Origin of the sequence: Stutzerimonas kunmingensis (genome assembly GCF_021432085.1) — a bacterium.
Classification (GTDB): domain Bacteria; phylum Pseudomonadota; class Gammaproteobacteria; order Pseudomonadales; family Pseudomonadaceae; genus Stutzerimonas.
On record NZ_CP090366.1, the window covers coordinates 557063 to 570841 of the forward strand.

The 13779-nt window shown below is 65.4% G+C and carries 12 protein-coding genes; 2 read left to right on the forward strand and 10 right to left on the reverse strand.

The genetic code is table 11. From position 1 onward, the window contains the following. Positions 1 to 191 precede the first annotated feature (191 nt). From lnt to LW136_RS02605, 10 genes are all read right to left on the reverse strand, one after another. Positions 192 to 1700, reverse strand: a complete 1509-nt coding sequence (lnt, locus tag LW136_RS02560; protein WP_234174585.1) for an apolipoprotein N-acyltransferase — start codon at positions 1698 to 1700, stop codon at positions 192 to 194. A 117-nt stretch (positions 1701 to 1817) separates the two neighbouring features. Then, positions 1818 to 2660: an HlyC/CorC family transporter gene (locus LW136_RS02565; RefSeq protein ID WP_003301723.1), complete on the reverse strand. Its 843-nt coding sequence runs from the start codon at positions 2658 to 2660 to the stop codon at positions 1818 to 1820. A 9-nt stretch (positions 2661 to 2669) separates the two neighbouring features. After that, positions 2670 to 3152, reverse strand: coding sequence for an rRNA maturation RNase YbeY (gene ybeY / locus LW136_RS02570; protein ID WP_234174586.1), 483 nt, complete (start codon positions 3150 to 3152; stop codon positions 2670 to 2672). Next, positions 3145 to 4152, reverse strand: a complete 1008-nt coding sequence (locus LW136_RS02575) for a PhoH family protein (protein ID WP_003301727.1) — start codon at positions 4150 to 4152, stop codon at positions 3145 to 3147. The genes ybeY and LW136_RS02575 overlap by 8 nt, the downstream gene beginning before the upstream one ends. A gap of 119 nt (positions 4153 to 4271) precedes the next feature. After that, positions 4272 to 5585: a tRNA (N6-isopentenyl adenosine(37)-C2)-methylthiotransferase MiaB gene (gene miaB, locus LW136_RS02580; protein ID WP_234174587.1), complete on the reverse strand. Its 1314-nt coding sequence runs from the start codon at positions 5583 to 5585 to the stop codon at positions 4272 to 4274. Between the two features lie 97 nt (positions 5586 to 5682). Beyond that, positions 5683 to 6219: a tetratricopeptide repeat protein gene (locus tag LW136_RS02585; protein ID WP_234174588.1), complete on the reverse strand. Its 537-nt coding sequence runs from the start codon at positions 6217 to 6219 to the stop codon at positions 5683 to 5685. 117 nt (positions 6220 to 6336) lie between these two features. Further along, on the reverse strand, positions 6337 to 6960 hold the full coding sequence (locus LW136_RS02590; protein WP_234174589.1) for a hypothetical protein: 624 nt from the start codon (positions 6958 to 6960) through the stop codon (positions 6337 to 6339). An 8-nt stretch (positions 6961 to 6968) separates the two neighbouring features. Next, positions 6969 to 8252 carry a glutamate-1-semialdehyde 2,1-aminomutase gene (hemL, locus tag LW136_RS02595; RefSeq protein WP_041015909.1) on the reverse strand — a complete coding sequence of 428 codons (1284 nt, stop codon included), beginning with the start codon at positions 8250 to 8252 and terminating at the stop codon, positions 6969 to 6971. Between the two features lie 55 nt (positions 8253 to 8307). After that, positions 8308 to 8949 carry a thiamine phosphate synthase gene (gene thiE / locus LW136_RS02600; protein WP_234174590.1) on the reverse strand — a complete coding sequence of 214 codons (642 nt, stop codon included), beginning with the start codon at positions 8947 to 8949 and terminating at the stop codon, positions 8308 to 8310. Between the two features lie 14 nt (positions 8950 to 8963). Then, positions 8964 to 9758: a hydroxymethylpyrimidine/phosphomethylpyrimidine kinase gene (locus tag LW136_RS02605; RefSeq protein WP_023444938.1), complete on the reverse strand. Its 795-nt coding sequence runs from the start codon at positions 9756 to 9758 to the stop codon at positions 8964 to 8966. A 224-nt stretch (positions 9759 to 9982) separates the two neighbouring features. Between LW136_RS02605 and LW136_RS02610 the strand changes: the two genes are divergently transcribed. Both LW136_RS02610 and LW136_RS02615 read left to right on the forward strand, forming a co-directional pair. Next, on the forward strand, positions 9983 to 11983 hold the full coding sequence (locus LW136_RS02610) for a sensor histidine kinase (protein ID WP_234174591.1): 2001 nt from the start codon (positions 9983 to 9985) through the stop codon (positions 11981 to 11983). A gap of 144 nt (positions 11984 to 12127) precedes the next feature. Continuing rightward, positions 12128 to 13774, forward strand: coding sequence for an acyl-CoA dehydrogenase family protein (locus LW136_RS02615; RefSeq protein ID WP_234174592.1), 1647 nt, complete (start codon positions 12128 to 12130; stop codon positions 13772 to 13774). Positions 13775 to 13779: the final 5 nt, after the last annotated feature.

Below are 13779 nucleotides of genomic sequence, written 5' to 3' on the forward strand. Positions count from 1 at the left end.
TCGCCATTCGCGGTCAAGGTCGCCCCCACGTTGGCGGCTCTGGGAGCGGCCTTGGCCGCGAGCAAAGTCAGCTCGGACCTTCACAGGCAAGAGCGGCGTAGCGCTCGGCATAACCGTCTGGCTTGCGATGAAGCCCTCTCAGCCGCAGTCAAAAGACCTGTTCAGGTCCCAGCAGCTTCGCATAGATGAGGCTATGCCTTGCGCCTGATCAGTGCCCAGCCGAGCAGCAGCACGCATACCGCGATCAGCGGCCAGGAGCGCCAGCGCAGATACGGCGTCAGCCCCTGCATCGGGGTGACGTCGCCATACAGCACGGCCTGTTCGAACTGCGGAATCTGCTCGGTGATCTGGCCGTAGGGGTCAATCAGCACGGTGATGCCGTTGTTCGTCGCGCGGATCATCCAGCGCCCGGCTTCCAGAGCGCGCATCTGCGCCATCTGCAGGTGTTGCAGCGGACCGATGGAGCGGCCGAACCAGGCATCGTTGCTCACCGTCAGCAGCAGATCGCTCTGCGCCGCGAGCCCTGCGGCGAACTCCGGGTAGACCACCTCGTAGCAGATGTATGGCGCGATCTGCAGGCCCTTCGCCTGCAACAGTGGTTGGCCGGATTCGCCGCGGGCGAAGTCGGACATCGGCAGGTCGAAGAAGGCGATCAGGCCGCGCAGCAGATCCTGCAGCGGTACGTACTCGCCGAACGGCACCAGTTTCTGCTTGAGGTAGGTGCCGGCACCGTCACCGGTGCTGGTCAGCCCGTTGTAATAGCGCAGCTCGCCAGCCGCATTGGGCTGGCGTACCGGTACGCCGGTGATGAGTGCCGCGTCGCGCTGCTCGGCGAAGCCGGCCATCATCTGCAGATAGCCTTCGGCATGATCCTTGAGGATCGGCACGGCGGTTTCCGGCCAGACGATCAGGTCTGCCGGGCGACTACCGAAGGTCATGTCGCGATACAGCAGCAGCTGCATCTCGAGCTTCTTCGGGTCCCACTTCATGCTTTGTGCGACGTTGCCCTGCACCGCGGCAACGGTCAGCGGTTCGCCCTTGCTGGTCGTCCAGGCATGGTCCTTGAGTGTCAGGCCTGCCAGCCAGGGGGAAAGCAGCAGCACGACGGCGGCGGCCAGGCGTGCTTTGTCGGCAAGCAGTCGCGGGATCGCCGCGAGCAGGGTGGCGCTCAGTGCGACGGCAAAGCTCAGCAACCAGACCCCGCCGAGCGGAGCCAGTCCGGCCAGCGGACCATCCAGCTGGCTGTAGCCGATGTACAGCCAGGGAAATCCGGTGAGAATCCAGCCACGCAGCGCATCCAGCGCCAGCCAGAGTGCGGCGAAGGCCAGCGCATCGCCAAGTGCGGAATGGCGATTGCGCAGCAGGCGCACCCAGAGCCAGCCGAGCAGAGCGAAGAACAGCGCCAGGCCGGCGACGAAGCCGAGGGTGAGCAATCCGGCCAGCGCCGGCGAGGCCGCGCCGAAGTCATGGATGCTGACGTAGACCCAGCTGACCCCCGAGGCGAATAGCCCAAAGCCGTAGCACCAGCCGCGCTGCGCCGCCTGCTTCGCTGCGGTTTCGCGCAGGCCAAGGTACAGCAGCGCCACCGAGAGCAGCGCCAGCGGCCAGATGTCGAAAGGCGCCAGCGACAGCGTGGTCAGTGTGCCGGCGACCAGTGCCAGCAGGTTGCCCGGCCATCCGGGACGGGTGATCCAGTGCATGGAAGTTCCTTGCGCAGCGGTGCGGGGAGGGAGGCTAAGGGCGATGAAGTTGCCCGGCAAGCAGCTGGCGGACGAGCGTCCGCGCAGGGTCGGCTGCGCGGAACGGCTCGTGCCGGCTTACGCGCCCGCGGTGCGGCTCAGGCGCAGCATATGCACACGGCGGCTGTCGGCGTTGAGCACACGCACGCGGAACCCGTCGATCTCGGTGACTTCGTTGCGCTTGGGCAGGTGCCCGAAGGTGCTCATCACCAGGCCGGCGACGGTATCGAATTCGTCGTCGGGGAAGGCGCTGCCGAAGTACTCGTTGAAGCTGTCGATCGGGGTGAGCGCCTTGACCAGGAAGTCGCCGCTGGGCAGCGGGCGGATGTAGCTGTCTTCCTCGACGTCATGCTCGTCCTCGATGTCGCCGACGATCTGCTCCAGCACGTCTTCGATGGTCACCAGGCCGGCCACGCCGCCGTACTCGTCGATGACGATGGCCATGTGGTTGTGGTTGGCGCGGAATTCGCGCAGCAGTACGTTGAGACGCTTGGACTCCGGCACGAAGGTGGCCGGGCGCAGCAGATCCTTGATGTCGAAACTGTGGTGTTCATCCTTGAGGATCAGCGGCAGCAGGTCTTTGGCCAGCAGCACGCCGATGACTTCATCGAGGCTTTCACCGACGACCGGATAACGCGAGTGTGCGGCACCGATGATGGCCGGCAGAAACTCGCGGGGGGATTGATCGGCCTTGATGCTGATCACCTGCGAGCGTGGCACCATGATGTCGCGTACCTGCAGGTCGGCGACCTGGATGGCACCTTCGACGATGGCCAGCGCCTCGCTGTCGAGGAGCTTGTTCTGATGGGCTTCGCGCAGGATTTCCAGCAGCTCCTGGCGATTCTTGGGCTCATGGGCAAAAGCCTGGGTGATTTTTTCCAGCCAGGTCTTCTGCCCGCTGATCGATCGATCTTCGCTCATGTCGTTGACTCAGGAGTCCTTGCAAGTGCCCATGACGGGCGATTCTTCGGCATAGGGGTCGGGATGACCCAGCTCGGCCAGCAGTTGACGCTCCATCTCTTCCATCTCTTCCGCTTCGGCATCGTCGATGTGATCGTAGCCGAGCAGATGCAGACAGCCATGGATGACCAGATGCGCCCAGTGTGCCGCCAGTGCCTTGCCCTGTTCCGCGGCTTCGCGCTCGACCACCGGGACGCAGATGACCAGGTCGCCGAGCAGCGGGATGTCCAGCAGTTCGTCGGGAACGTCTGCCGGGAACGACAGCACGTTGGTCGCGTAGTCCTTCTGCCGCCAGGTGCGGTTCAGCTCGCGCCCTTCTTCCTCGTCCACCAGGCGAATGGTCAGCTCCGAGTCGCCGCTACGCTGGCGTAGCGCCAGTTCGCAGCAGCGCTGCAGATCGGCGAGGGCCGGCGCAGCGCCCGTGCTGGCGCACTGCAGGTCGAGCTCAATCATCGCTGGCGTCCTGCGCGGCACGCTTGCTGGCCGGCGACTGGCGATCCTCGAAGGACTCGTAGGCCTCGACGATGCGCTGCACCAGCGGATGGCGAACGACGTCCTTTGGCTTGAAGTGGGTGAAGCTGATGCCGTTGACGTCCTTGAGCACCTCGATGACGTGCGCCAGGCCGCTCTTGGTGCCGCGGGGCAGGTCGACCTGGGTGATGTCGCCGGTGATCACCGCGGTGGAGCCGAAGCCGATCCGCGTAAGGAACATCTTCATCTGTTCCTGGGTGGTGTTCTGGCTTTCATCGAGGATGATGAAGCTGTTGTTCAGCGTGCGGCCGCGCATGTAGGCCAGCGGGGCGATCTCGATCACCTGTTTCTCGATCAGCCGTGCCACATGCTCGAAGCCGAGCATCTCGTAGAGCGCGTCGTAGAGGGGGCGAAGGTAGGGGTCGATCTTCTGTGCCAGGTCGCCGGGCAGGAAGCCGAGCTTCTCGCCGGCTTCCACCGCCGGGCGTACAAGGAGGATGCGGCGCACCTGTTCGCGCTCCAGCGCGTCCACTGCACAGGCGACGGCGAGGTAGGTCTTGCCGGTACCGGCCGGACCGACGCCGAAGTTGATGTCGTTGTCGAGGATGGCTTTGACGTAGCGCTGCTGATTCGCACCGCGGGGGCGGATCATGCCCTTCTTGGTGCGCAGGGCGACGCCCTGGTGCGCATTCGGATTGGCCAGCTCCTCCATTCCGGATTCCTGCAGGTACAGATGCACCATGTCCGGAGAGAGCTCGGTGTTCTTGGTTTCCCGGTACAGCCGGCGCAGCAGCTGTTCGGCAGACTTGGCCGCGTCGGTTGGGCCGATCAGCTCGAACTGGTTGCCGCGGTTGCGGATTTCCAGTTCCAGGCGCTGTTCGATCAGGCGCAGATGCTCGTCGAATTGGCCGCAGAGATTGGCGAAGCGACGGGCTTCAAAGGGTTCGAGGGTGAAACGATGCGGTTCTATGGGTGCGTTCAAGGGCTTTTATATGTGGCCGTGGTCGGCGAAGTGGTGAGGGAAGAATAGCGCCGCGGGCGCAAAGCGGAAAGCGCAGTCGCGGCCCCGATGCAATCACATGGGGGCCGCATGCCCGGTTCTCAACCTAGCAAGGTGCCACGTAGCGAGTGCGGCAGCGCGTCGTCGATGTGCACGTCGACGAACTGGCCGATCAGCCGCGGGTTGTCGCAGCGGAAGTTGACGATGCGATTGTGCTCGGTACGGCCCTGCAGCATGCCAGGGTCCTTCTTCGAGTAGTCGCTGATGAGGATGCGCTGAGTGGTACCTACCATCCGTCGGCTGTTCTCGAAGCCCTGCTGATTGATGCGCTGCTGGAGGATCGCCAGGCGCTGCTTTTTCACCTCGTCCGGGGTGTCGTCGACCAAGTCCGCGGCTGGGGTGCCGGGGCGCGAGCTATAGACGAAGGAGTAGGAGAAGTCGAAGCCGACGTCTTCGATCAGCTTCATGGTCTGTTCGAAGTCCTTGTCGGTCTCGCCGGGGAAGCCGACGATGAAGTCCGAGCTGATCAGGATGTCCGGCACTGCGGCCTTGAGCCGGCGGATGCGCGACTTGTACTCCAAGGCGGTGTGGTTGCGCTTCATCGCCGCGAGGATGCGGTCGGACCCGGCCTGCACCGGCAGATGCAGATATTTCACCAGCTGCGGGATGTCCGCATGGGCCTGGATGATCGCGTCGGAGAACTCCAGTGGATGGCTGGTGGTGTAGCGGATACGGCCGATGCCTTCTACTGCGGCGACGGCGTGCAGCAGGTCGGCGAAGTCATGCCCGTCGTAGCGATAGCCATTGACGTTCTGCCCCAGCAGGGTGACTTCCTTCACGCCGTTTTCGGCCAGGTGGACGACTTCCGCCAGCACGTCGGCCAGCGGGCGGCTGACTTCTTCGCCGCGGGTATAGGGCACCACACAGAAGGTGCAGTACTTGCTGCAGCCTTCCATGACCGAAACGAAAGCACTGGGGCCGTCGACGCGCGGCTCTGGCAGGCGGTCGAACTTCTCGATCTCGGGGAACGAAATGTCGACCTGCGGTTTCTTGGTGGTGCGCGCGGCGTCGATCATTTCCGGGAGACGATGCAGGGTCTGCGGCCCGAAGACCACGTCGACGTACGGGGCGCGGTCGCGAATGGCCGCTCCCTCCTGGCTGGCCACGCAGCCGCCGACGCCGATTACCAGTTGCGGATTGTCCAGCTTCAGTTCGCGCCAGCGACCCAGTTGCGAGAAGACCTTTTCCTGGGCCTTTTCGCGGATCGAGCAGGTATTGAGAAGAATCACGTCGGCTTCTGCCGGGTTCTCGGTGACCTCCATGGCCTGGTGTTCGCCCAGCAGGTCCACCATGCGCGAGCTGTCGTACTCGTTCATCTGGCAGCCATGGGTTTCGATGAAAAGCTTACGGGTCATGTTACGGGCCGGCGTTGTGCAAAAAATGACCGGCGATTATATGCCCACGACCGAGCAGGGGAAAGCGCGGACGGATGCCGCAGGGCATCTCGATTGTTCAGGGGATCTGCGGCGCGTCGGCGGCCTGCAGCTGCATCAGGTAGTCGCGGAAGATCTGCCCGAGAACCTGGGTGGCGATTTCCAGCTCGTCGCGACGCATCTGTCCGGAGACGCGGTCGGCGGTGTCCAGTGCATCGTCCTCGCCATTCACGGCGGCCATCTTCAGCACGATGTAGGCCTGCACGTTGTTGGCCTTGACCCCTTCACCGCGGAAGAACATCACGCCGAGCCGGTGTTGCGCGGCCGCATGACCGTGAAGTGAGGCCTGCTCGTACCAGTACAGCGCCTTGGCCAGGTCGCGTGGCGCACGCTTGCCGTCGTAGTGGAATTCGCCGAGCTCGTAGGCGGCTTGCACGTCGCCTTCGCTGGCGGCCTGCTGGCAGTTGCGCAGTGCTTCGGGGAGCTCTTCGGGAAGGGTGTCGAGCGCGCAGCGCGCGGTCGCCGGGATCAGCAGGGTATTCCCGCCGGCAAGGGCCGTGAGAGGCGAGAGAAGCAGCAGACAGCCCAAAGACAGGATGCGGCCGGTGCGGATCATGAAAATCTGGCGCCTCGAGGAGCAGGGCGGTAATGAAAGGCTGGAACGAGCCAGCCGTCACATTATGGATAAGCTGCAGCCTGCTTACAAAGCCTTTAACCGCCTGTCATCGGCTTTTTATGCGACTGCCGGACTGTCCTCGCGTGTGCTGCCCGGCAGGCGCACCAGCAGAATGGTCAGGAGCGGGCTGGCGATGGCCAATAGCAGCGGTCTCAGGTCGCCGAGCGGATGGACGATCGACACGCCGTTCGGCAACGGTGCCGCGCCCAGCAGAAGCGCGCCAGCCGCCAGGCCGGCAAGGGTCGGCAAGCTTGCCGGCCATTGCAGCGCGCCGGCGTAGACCACCAGCAGTGCACTGGTCAGCATCAGGCCGAAGGCGTAGGGCTCGCTCCAGCCCAGCTGTCGCGCCAGTTCGAAGAACACGCACAGCCCCAACACCACGCGACCCCAGTTCGGTCGACTCCACACCCAACGCCGCGCCAGGGTCAGCGCAGCTACCGCGATCAGCGGCAAACCGAGCAGCAGGCTGGCGCGCTCCAGCCACTGGTACGCCTCCTCCAGATCCATGCCAAGCAGGCTCGCGGCGGCGCACGCAGCGCTGGCGGCCGTCAGGATGAAGCCAAGCAGTGCGCTGAACAGCGCTGGCTGGTCCGCCTCGCCGTAACAGCGCCGGGCGCGGCCGATCAGCAGTGCGCTGGTGCCGGCAGTCAGGGCGAGCAGGATGCTCTGCAGCAATTCCATCGTCGGGTTCACTTGAGCTTGGCGAAGGCGCGCTCGGCCGCATCCAGAGTGATTGCGAGCTCGGTGTCGCCATGGGCGATGGAAGTGAAACCGGCCTCGAACGCGCTCGGTGCCAGGTAGACGCCGCCTTCGAGCATCAGATGGAAGAAGCGCTTGAAGCGGTCGGCATCGCTGGCCATGACATCGGCGAAGGTCACAATGTCATCGGCGCCGCTGAAATACAGACCGAACATGCCACCGACCTGGGTGGTGACGAAGGGGATGCCAGCGGCATCGGCGCGGTCCTGCAGGCCTTGCAGCATACGGCTGGTGTAGGCGCTCAGTTCGTCATGGAAGCCGGGGCGGCTGATCAGGCCCAGCGTGGTCAGGCCCGCGGCCATCGCCAGTGGATTGCCCGACAGGGTGCCGGCCTGGTAGACCGGGCCGAGCGGGGCGATGTGCTGCATGATGGCGCGCTTGCCGCCAAAGCAGCCGACCGGCATGCCGCCGCCGATGATCTTGCCGAAGGTCGACAGGTCCGGCGTCACGCCGTAGTAGGCCTGGGCGCCGCCGAGGGCGACGCGGAAACCGGTCATCACTTCGTCGAAGATCAGCACCACGCCATACGCGTCACACAGGGTGCGCAGGCCTTCGAGGAAGCCCGGTGCCGGGGGAACGCAGTTCATGTTGCCGGCGACCGGCTCGACGATGATGCAGGCGACCTGCTCGCCCTTTTCCTTCAGCGTGGCTTCGACTTCTGCTAGGTCGTTGTAGGCCAGGGTCAGGGTGTGCTTGGCGAAATCCGCCGGCACCCCGGCCGAGCTCGGCACGCCCTGGGTCAGGGCGCCGGAGCCGGCTTTGACCAGCAGGCTGTCGGAGTGACCGTGGTAGCAACCTTCGAACTTGATGATGTCGTCGCGGCCGGTGTAGCCACGGGCCAGGCGGATCGCGCTCATGGTCGCTTCGGTGCCGGAGCTGACCATGCGCACCATCTCCATGGATGGCACCAGGCGGCAGACCAGTTCGGCCATCTCGGTCTCCATGGCGGTCGGCGCGCCGTAGGACAGCCCGTGCTCGAGCTGGCGGCGCACGGCATCGAGTACTTCAGGGTGGCTGTGGCCGAGAATCATCGGGCCCCAGGAGCCGACGTAGTCGACGTAGCGCTTGTCATCTTCGTCGATCACATAGGCGCCGGCGGCGTGCTTGAGAAACAGCGGGGTGCCGCCGACGCTGCGAAAGGCGCGCACGGGGGAATTGACGCCGCCAGGGATGTGGGTCTGGGCGCTGGCAAAAAGGGTTTCGGAACGGGACATGCGGGCCTCGCAGAACAGGGGCTGACCGCCATGTGGCGGGTCAGCCGTGGCGGAATCAGGGGGTATTGAACAACTGGCTGAGCGCTCTGGCGCGGTGCTCAACTTCGGCGGGGCTGTCAGCGGCGAACAGCGCATGCGCCACGGCGATCATCTGCACGCCCTCGGCGATCAGGCTTGGTGCCGTTTCCGGCGTGATGCCGCCAATGGCGACAATCGGCAGGCCAATGCGGGCGCGGGCTTCGCGCAGCAGCTCGGGACCGGCCGAGGGTGCGCCCGGCTTTGTCTGCGACTGGAAGAAGCGGCCGAAGGCGACATAGCTGGCGCCCTCACGTGCGGCCTGCTCGGCCAGCGGCAGCTGCGCATGGCAGGTGGCGCCGATGATTGCCTGGCGGCCGAGCAGGGCACGGGCGGCGGCCAGCGAGCCATCTTCCTGGCCTAAGTGCAGGCCGACACCCAGTCGCGCCGCCAGCTCGGCGTCGTCGTTGATGATCAGTTGCGCGCCATGGCGGGCGCAGAGTTCCTGCAACGCATCGGCCTCACGCAAGCGACGGGCCTCGTCACTGGATTTGTCGCGGTACTGCAGCAGGCGGGCGCCACCTTTCAACGCGGCTTCGACATACGGCAGCAAACGGCCCTCGGCGAGCAGCTTGCTGTCGGTGATGGCGTACAGGCCGCGCAGGCGGGTCGAATCCTTCATGCGCTGCTCTCCAGTCAGACCAGGTCCAGTGGCAGGCGCCGCGGGACGAATTGCCCGTGGCCGGGCGCCTCGGCATCGCGCAGGGTGCGCCAGGTGTAGTCGAGCGCCGAACGGACGGCACTGGTCAGCTCCTCGCCCAGCGCCAAACGGCCGGCCAGGGCGCTGGCCAGTGTGCAGCCGGAACCGTGATAGCTGCCAGGCAGGCGCGCGCAGGTGAAATCGTGGCGGCTACCATCGCGGCAGTAAAGACGGTTATGCACTTCGCTTTCATCGCCGTGGCCGCCGGTGATCAGCAGGTGGCGGATGTGCGGCAGCAGGCGTTCGGCACATTCGTCGGCGCTGCCCTCGGGCAGCTCGGCGAGGATGCGGGCTTCCGGCAGGTTCGGTGTGGCGATGGTCGACACCGGGAACAACCGTTCGCGCATGGCGAAGCCGACATCATCCTTGCCCAGCGCGCCGCCGCCACCGGCGCGCAGCACCGGATCGCAGACCAGCGGCACGCCGGGCAGCCTGGCCATGATCTCGAGAACGGTCTCGACCATTTCCACCGAGCCGAGCATGCCGAGCTTGACTGCCGCGATCGGCATATCGGCGATCACTGCGTTGGCCTGGGCGAGCACCCATTCGCGGTCGAGGACGCGGAAGTCGGTGACGTTGACGGTGTCCTGCACGGTCAGTGCGGTGACCGTCGGTGCGGCGTGACAGGCTTGCGCCAGGAGGGCTTCTATGTCCGCCTGCAGGCCGGCGCCGCCACTGGGATCATGGCCGGACAGACAGAGGACGACGGGTCTTGAAGTAGGGTTTTTCATGGCGTGCGAGCTTATCACCAAACAGCGCTGGCGGGACGCGGCAGTTGTGCGTTTAACCGCCGCTGCGGCGCTCGCCGGCCATCGGACGATCGATCCCTCAGGCATTCGCCTTTTCCGGCTGCAACCATCGCTGTGGTAGATTGCTGGCACTTTGGTTTTCGGACCGGGTGGCGGGGTTCGCGGGGCGTGAATCCGTTTTCGTCGCCTGGCCTGCACGAGGCATCATGCGGTACGTCTTCCTGCTTATCCTGGCCCTCTTGCCGGCCCTGGCCGCTGCCGTCGAACTGGACGAACACACCCGTCACCTGCCACTCGGGCAGCACATGCGGGTGTTCGAGGATCCATTTGGCGACGCGCAGATCGACGAGGTTGCCTCGCCCGCGTTCGAAAGTCACTTCCTGCCTCACAGGACCGCGGTGTTCAATGCCGGCTATTCGCGCTCCGCGCATTGGGTGCGCGTCGATCTGCATTACCGTCCGCAAACCGTGCAAGGCGCGCGACGCTGGTTGCTGGAGGTGGCCTATCCGCCGCTCGACAGCCTGCAGCTGTACCTGCCGGACGGCAAAGGCGGTTACCGCCTGGCGCGCGACACCGGCGACACCCGCCCCTGGGCCAGCCGCGAGATCGGCCAGGGCAACTACCTGTTCGAAGTGCAGCTGCCGACTGATGGGCCCCAGCGCCTGTACCTGCGCGTGCAAAGCGAGGGTTCGATCCAGGTGCCCCTGAGTCTCTGGTCGCATCACGCCTATCTTGAGGCGCAACCCGGGCGGCTCTATGTGCTGGGCATGATCTACGGCGTACTGCTGGCGATGCTGGTCTACAACCTGTTCATCTATATCAGCATCCGCGATCCCAGCTATCTCTACTACATCCTCTACATCGCCGCGTTCGGCCTCTACCAGGTCTCGGTGAACGGCGCCGGTGTGCAGTTCCTCTGGCCGGATCGTCCCTGGTGGGCCAATGCCGCGACGCCGCTGCTGATCGGGGCCACCGGGCTGTTCGGCTGCCTGTTTACCCGCAGCTTCCTGCGCACCGCCGAGCACAGCCGCTGGGTGGATTGGCTGCTGCGGCTGATCATTGCCTTCTCGGTGCTGGTGATGGCGCTCGCAATGGCCGCCGATTACGGAGTGGCCCTGCGCCTGGCCACCGCGCTGGCGCTGCTGTTCACCCTGGCAGTGTTTGCCGCCGGCATCCTGGCCTGGCTGCGTGGCATGCGCGTGGCGCGCTACTTCATCATCGCCTGGAGCGCGCTGCTGGTCGGCGGGCAGATCAACACGCTGATGGTGCTCGGGCACCTGCCGCACAACTTCCTGACCATGTACGCCAGCCAGCTTGGCGCCGCGCTGGAAGTAGTGCTGCTGTCGATGGCGCTGGCCGATCGCATCAACGCGCTGAAGGACGAACGGGCGAAGATCCTGGAAAACGCCCGCGCCGAGCTGGAACAGCTGAACAGCGAGCTGGCCGAGAGCAACCGGCTCAAGGACGAGTTTCTCTCCAATATCAGCCACGAACTGCGCACGCCGATGATGGGTGTCATGGGCGCCCTGGAGCTGTTGCCGAGCTCGGATACGGCGGAAGAGCTGCAGCAATACCAGCACATCGCCACCGGCTCGGCGCGCGACATGATGCGCCTGGTCAACAACATCCTGGTGCTCAGCGAACTGCGCGCCGGCAAGCTGCGCCTGCAGGATCAGCGTTTCAGTCTGCGGGAAACTGCGGCACGGCTGCAGCAGCAGTTCGACCCGCGGGCGCAGGACAAGGGCCTGGCCTTCGATCTCGAGTTCGACGAGAAACTGCCCGACCGCGTGTACGGCGATGGCGAGAAGCTGGAACAGAGCATCTGTCATCTGCTCGACAACGCCGTCAAGTTCACTTCCCGCGGAGCCGTCACGCTGCGTTTCGCCGGCGCGGTGGAGCAGCGCGAGCTGCTGCTGGATATCGAGGTCGTCGACAGCGGCATCGGTTTCAGCGACGCCGATCAGGCCTTCCTCTATCACCAGTTCCGTCAGGTCGACGGCTCCATGACCCGGCGCTACGGCGGCCTCGGCATCGGCCTGGCTATCAGTCGGGGGCTGATCGAAGTGATGGGTGGACAGCTCGATCAGCAATCGCGACCGGGGCTGGGTAGCCGCTTCTGCGTGCGCCTGCGCCTGCCGCTGAGCGCCGCGGATGGGCTCGCCGCGGGCCGTGCCAACGGACTTCCGCCCAGCGCGCCGATTGCCTGACGCGCGGACCTTTTGGCCGATACCTCGCTTCAATCCTCGCCGCGCAGCATGTTTCACTGCCGATCCATTGCCGCGCGGCCGACGCACCGCCCAGGCCGACTACGCTTGCTGGCAGCTGCGCCGGTATCGAAGGAGGACGCCCAGATGAATCTGCAGAGTTGCGCCGAAATCCATGAGGTCACCAACCAGGTTCCGCCACTCGACGGTGCCAATCTCTATCGCATCGATCTGCCGTTGCAGCGGTGGGTACAGCGTTATCATGCCGGCTGGGCGCAGGCGCGGCTGGACGTCTACGGCGCGCTTGCCGGTGGGCCGCTGATGCAGGCCGGCTTTCTCGCCAACGAGAACAGGCCGGTGTTCAAGAGTCATGACCGCTACGGCCATCGCATCGACCTGGTGGAGTTTCACCCGGCCTATCACGAGCTGATGCGCAGCGCCGTCGAGCACGGTATTCCGTCGCTGCCCTGGAGCGACCCGCAACCCGGTGCGCAGGTGGCGCGTGCCGCCTTGATGTACCTGCACAACCAGGCCGAGGCCGGCAGCAGCTGCCCGCTGACCATGACCTACGCCAGCGTGCCCGCCCTGCGCCTGCAGCCGGATCTCGCCGAGCGCTGGCTGCCGAAGATCCTTGCCCGCGAATATGACCCGCGCAACCTGCCGATGGAGCAGAAGGCCGGCGTCACCATCGGTATGGCGATGACCGAGAAGCAGGGCGGTACCGACGTGCGCGCCAACAGCACACGCGCCTATCCGGTTGGTGCCGGTGGCCCCGGGCAGACCTACGAGCTGGTCGGGCACAAGTGGTTCTGTTCGGCGCCGATGTGCGATGCCTTCCTCACCCTGGCGCAGACCGACAAGGGCCTGTCCTGCTTCCTGCTGCCCCGCCATCGCCCGGATGGCACGCGCAACCAGTTCTACATCCAGCGCCTGAAAAACAAGCTGGGCAACTGGGCCAACGCCTCCAGCGAAGTCGAGTACCGCGGCGCGCTGGCCTGGATGGTCGGTGAGGAAGGGCGCGGCGTGCCGACCATCATCGAGATGGTCTCCTCGACCCGTTTCGACTGCATGATCGGCTCCAGCTCGCTGATGCGTCAGGCCCTGACCCAGGCCATGCACCATTGCGCGCACCGCCAGGTTGGCGGCCGGGTCCTGCTGGAGCAGCCGCTGATGCAGAACGTACTGGCCGATCTCGCCCTGGAAAGCGAAGCGGCGCTGGCGCTGACCCTGCGCATGGGCCGTGCCCAGGACAATCGCCATGATGAGCACGAAGACAAGTTCGCCCGGCTGGTCACCGCCGTCGGCAAGTACTGGATCTGCAAACGCGCGCCGAACATGATCGCCGAGGCCAGCGAATGCCTGGGCGGTGCCGGCTACGTCGAGGAAACCATCCTGCCGCGGCTGTATCGCGAGGCGCCGGTGAATTCCATCTGGGAAGGTTCCGGCAACGTGCAGTGCCTCGACGTCTTGCGCGCGTTATCGAAGGAGCCGGGCGTGCTCGAAGTACTGTTCGCCGAGCTCGGCGACGGTCACGGCGACGCCCGCCTGAAGGCGCATATCCGGCGGCTGAAGGCGGCCTTCGGCGACACCGAGGACATCCAGTACCGCGCCCGTCAGCTCACCGAGGACGTTGCCGTCGGCCTGCAGGCCAAACTGCTGCTCGAAGCGGGCAACGCCGCCGTTTCGGATGCCTTCATCGCCAGTCGCCTGGAAGTGCATGGGCGGGTTTATGGAACGTTGCCGCGCGGGCTCGACATCGACGCGCTGCTGGCGCGCAGTGCGCCGCAGCTGTGACTCCG

What these genes read in the sequence shown, in the direction of transcription:
- LW136_RS02590 (WP_234174589.1), bottom strand. Translation starts at nt 6,960, where the DNA reads ATGGAATTGCTGCAGAGCATCCTGCTCGCCCTGACTGCCGGCACCAGC.
- hemL (WP_041015909.1), bottom strand. Translation starts at nt 8,252, where the DNA reads ATGTCCCGTTCCGAAACCCTTTTTGCCAGCGCCCAGACCCACATCCCT.
- lnt (WP_234174585.1), bottom strand. Translation starts at nt 1,700, where the DNA reads ATGCACTGGATCACCCGTCCCGGATGGCCGGGCAACCTGCTGGCACTG.
- miaB (WP_234174587.1), bottom strand. Translation starts at nt 5,585, where the DNA reads ATGACCCGTAAGCTTTTCATCGAAACCCATGGCTGCCAGATGAACGAG.
- LW136_RS02565 (WP_003301723.1), bottom strand. Translation starts at nt 2,660, where the DNA reads ATGAGCGAAGATCGATCGATCAGCGGGCAGAAGACCTGGCTGGAAAAA.
- LW136_RS02605 (WP_023444938.1), bottom strand. Translation starts at nt 9,758, where the DNA reads ATGAAAAACCCTACTTCAAGACCCGTCGTCCTCTGTCTGTCCGGCCAT.
- LW136_RS02585 (WP_234174588.1), bottom strand. Translation starts at nt 6,219, where the DNA reads ATGATCCGCACCGGCCGCATCCTGTCTTTGGGCTGTCTGCTGCTTCTC.
- LW136_RS02615 (WP_234174592.1), top strand. Translation starts at nt 12,128, where the DNA reads ATGAATCTGCAGAGTTGCGCCGAAATCCATGAGGTCACCAACCAGGTT.
- LW136_RS02610 (WP_234174591.1), top strand. Translation starts at nt 9,983, where the DNA reads ATGCGGTACGTCTTCCTGCTTATCCTGGCCCTCTTGCCGGCCCTGGCC.
- ybeY (WP_234174586.1), bottom strand. Translation starts at nt 3,152, where the DNA reads ATGATTGAGCTCGACCTGCAGTGCGCCAGCACGGGCGCTGCGCCGGCC.
- thiE (WP_234174590.1), bottom strand. Translation starts at nt 8,949, where the DNA reads ATGAAGGATTCGACCCGCCTGCGCGGCCTGTACGCCATCACCGACAGC.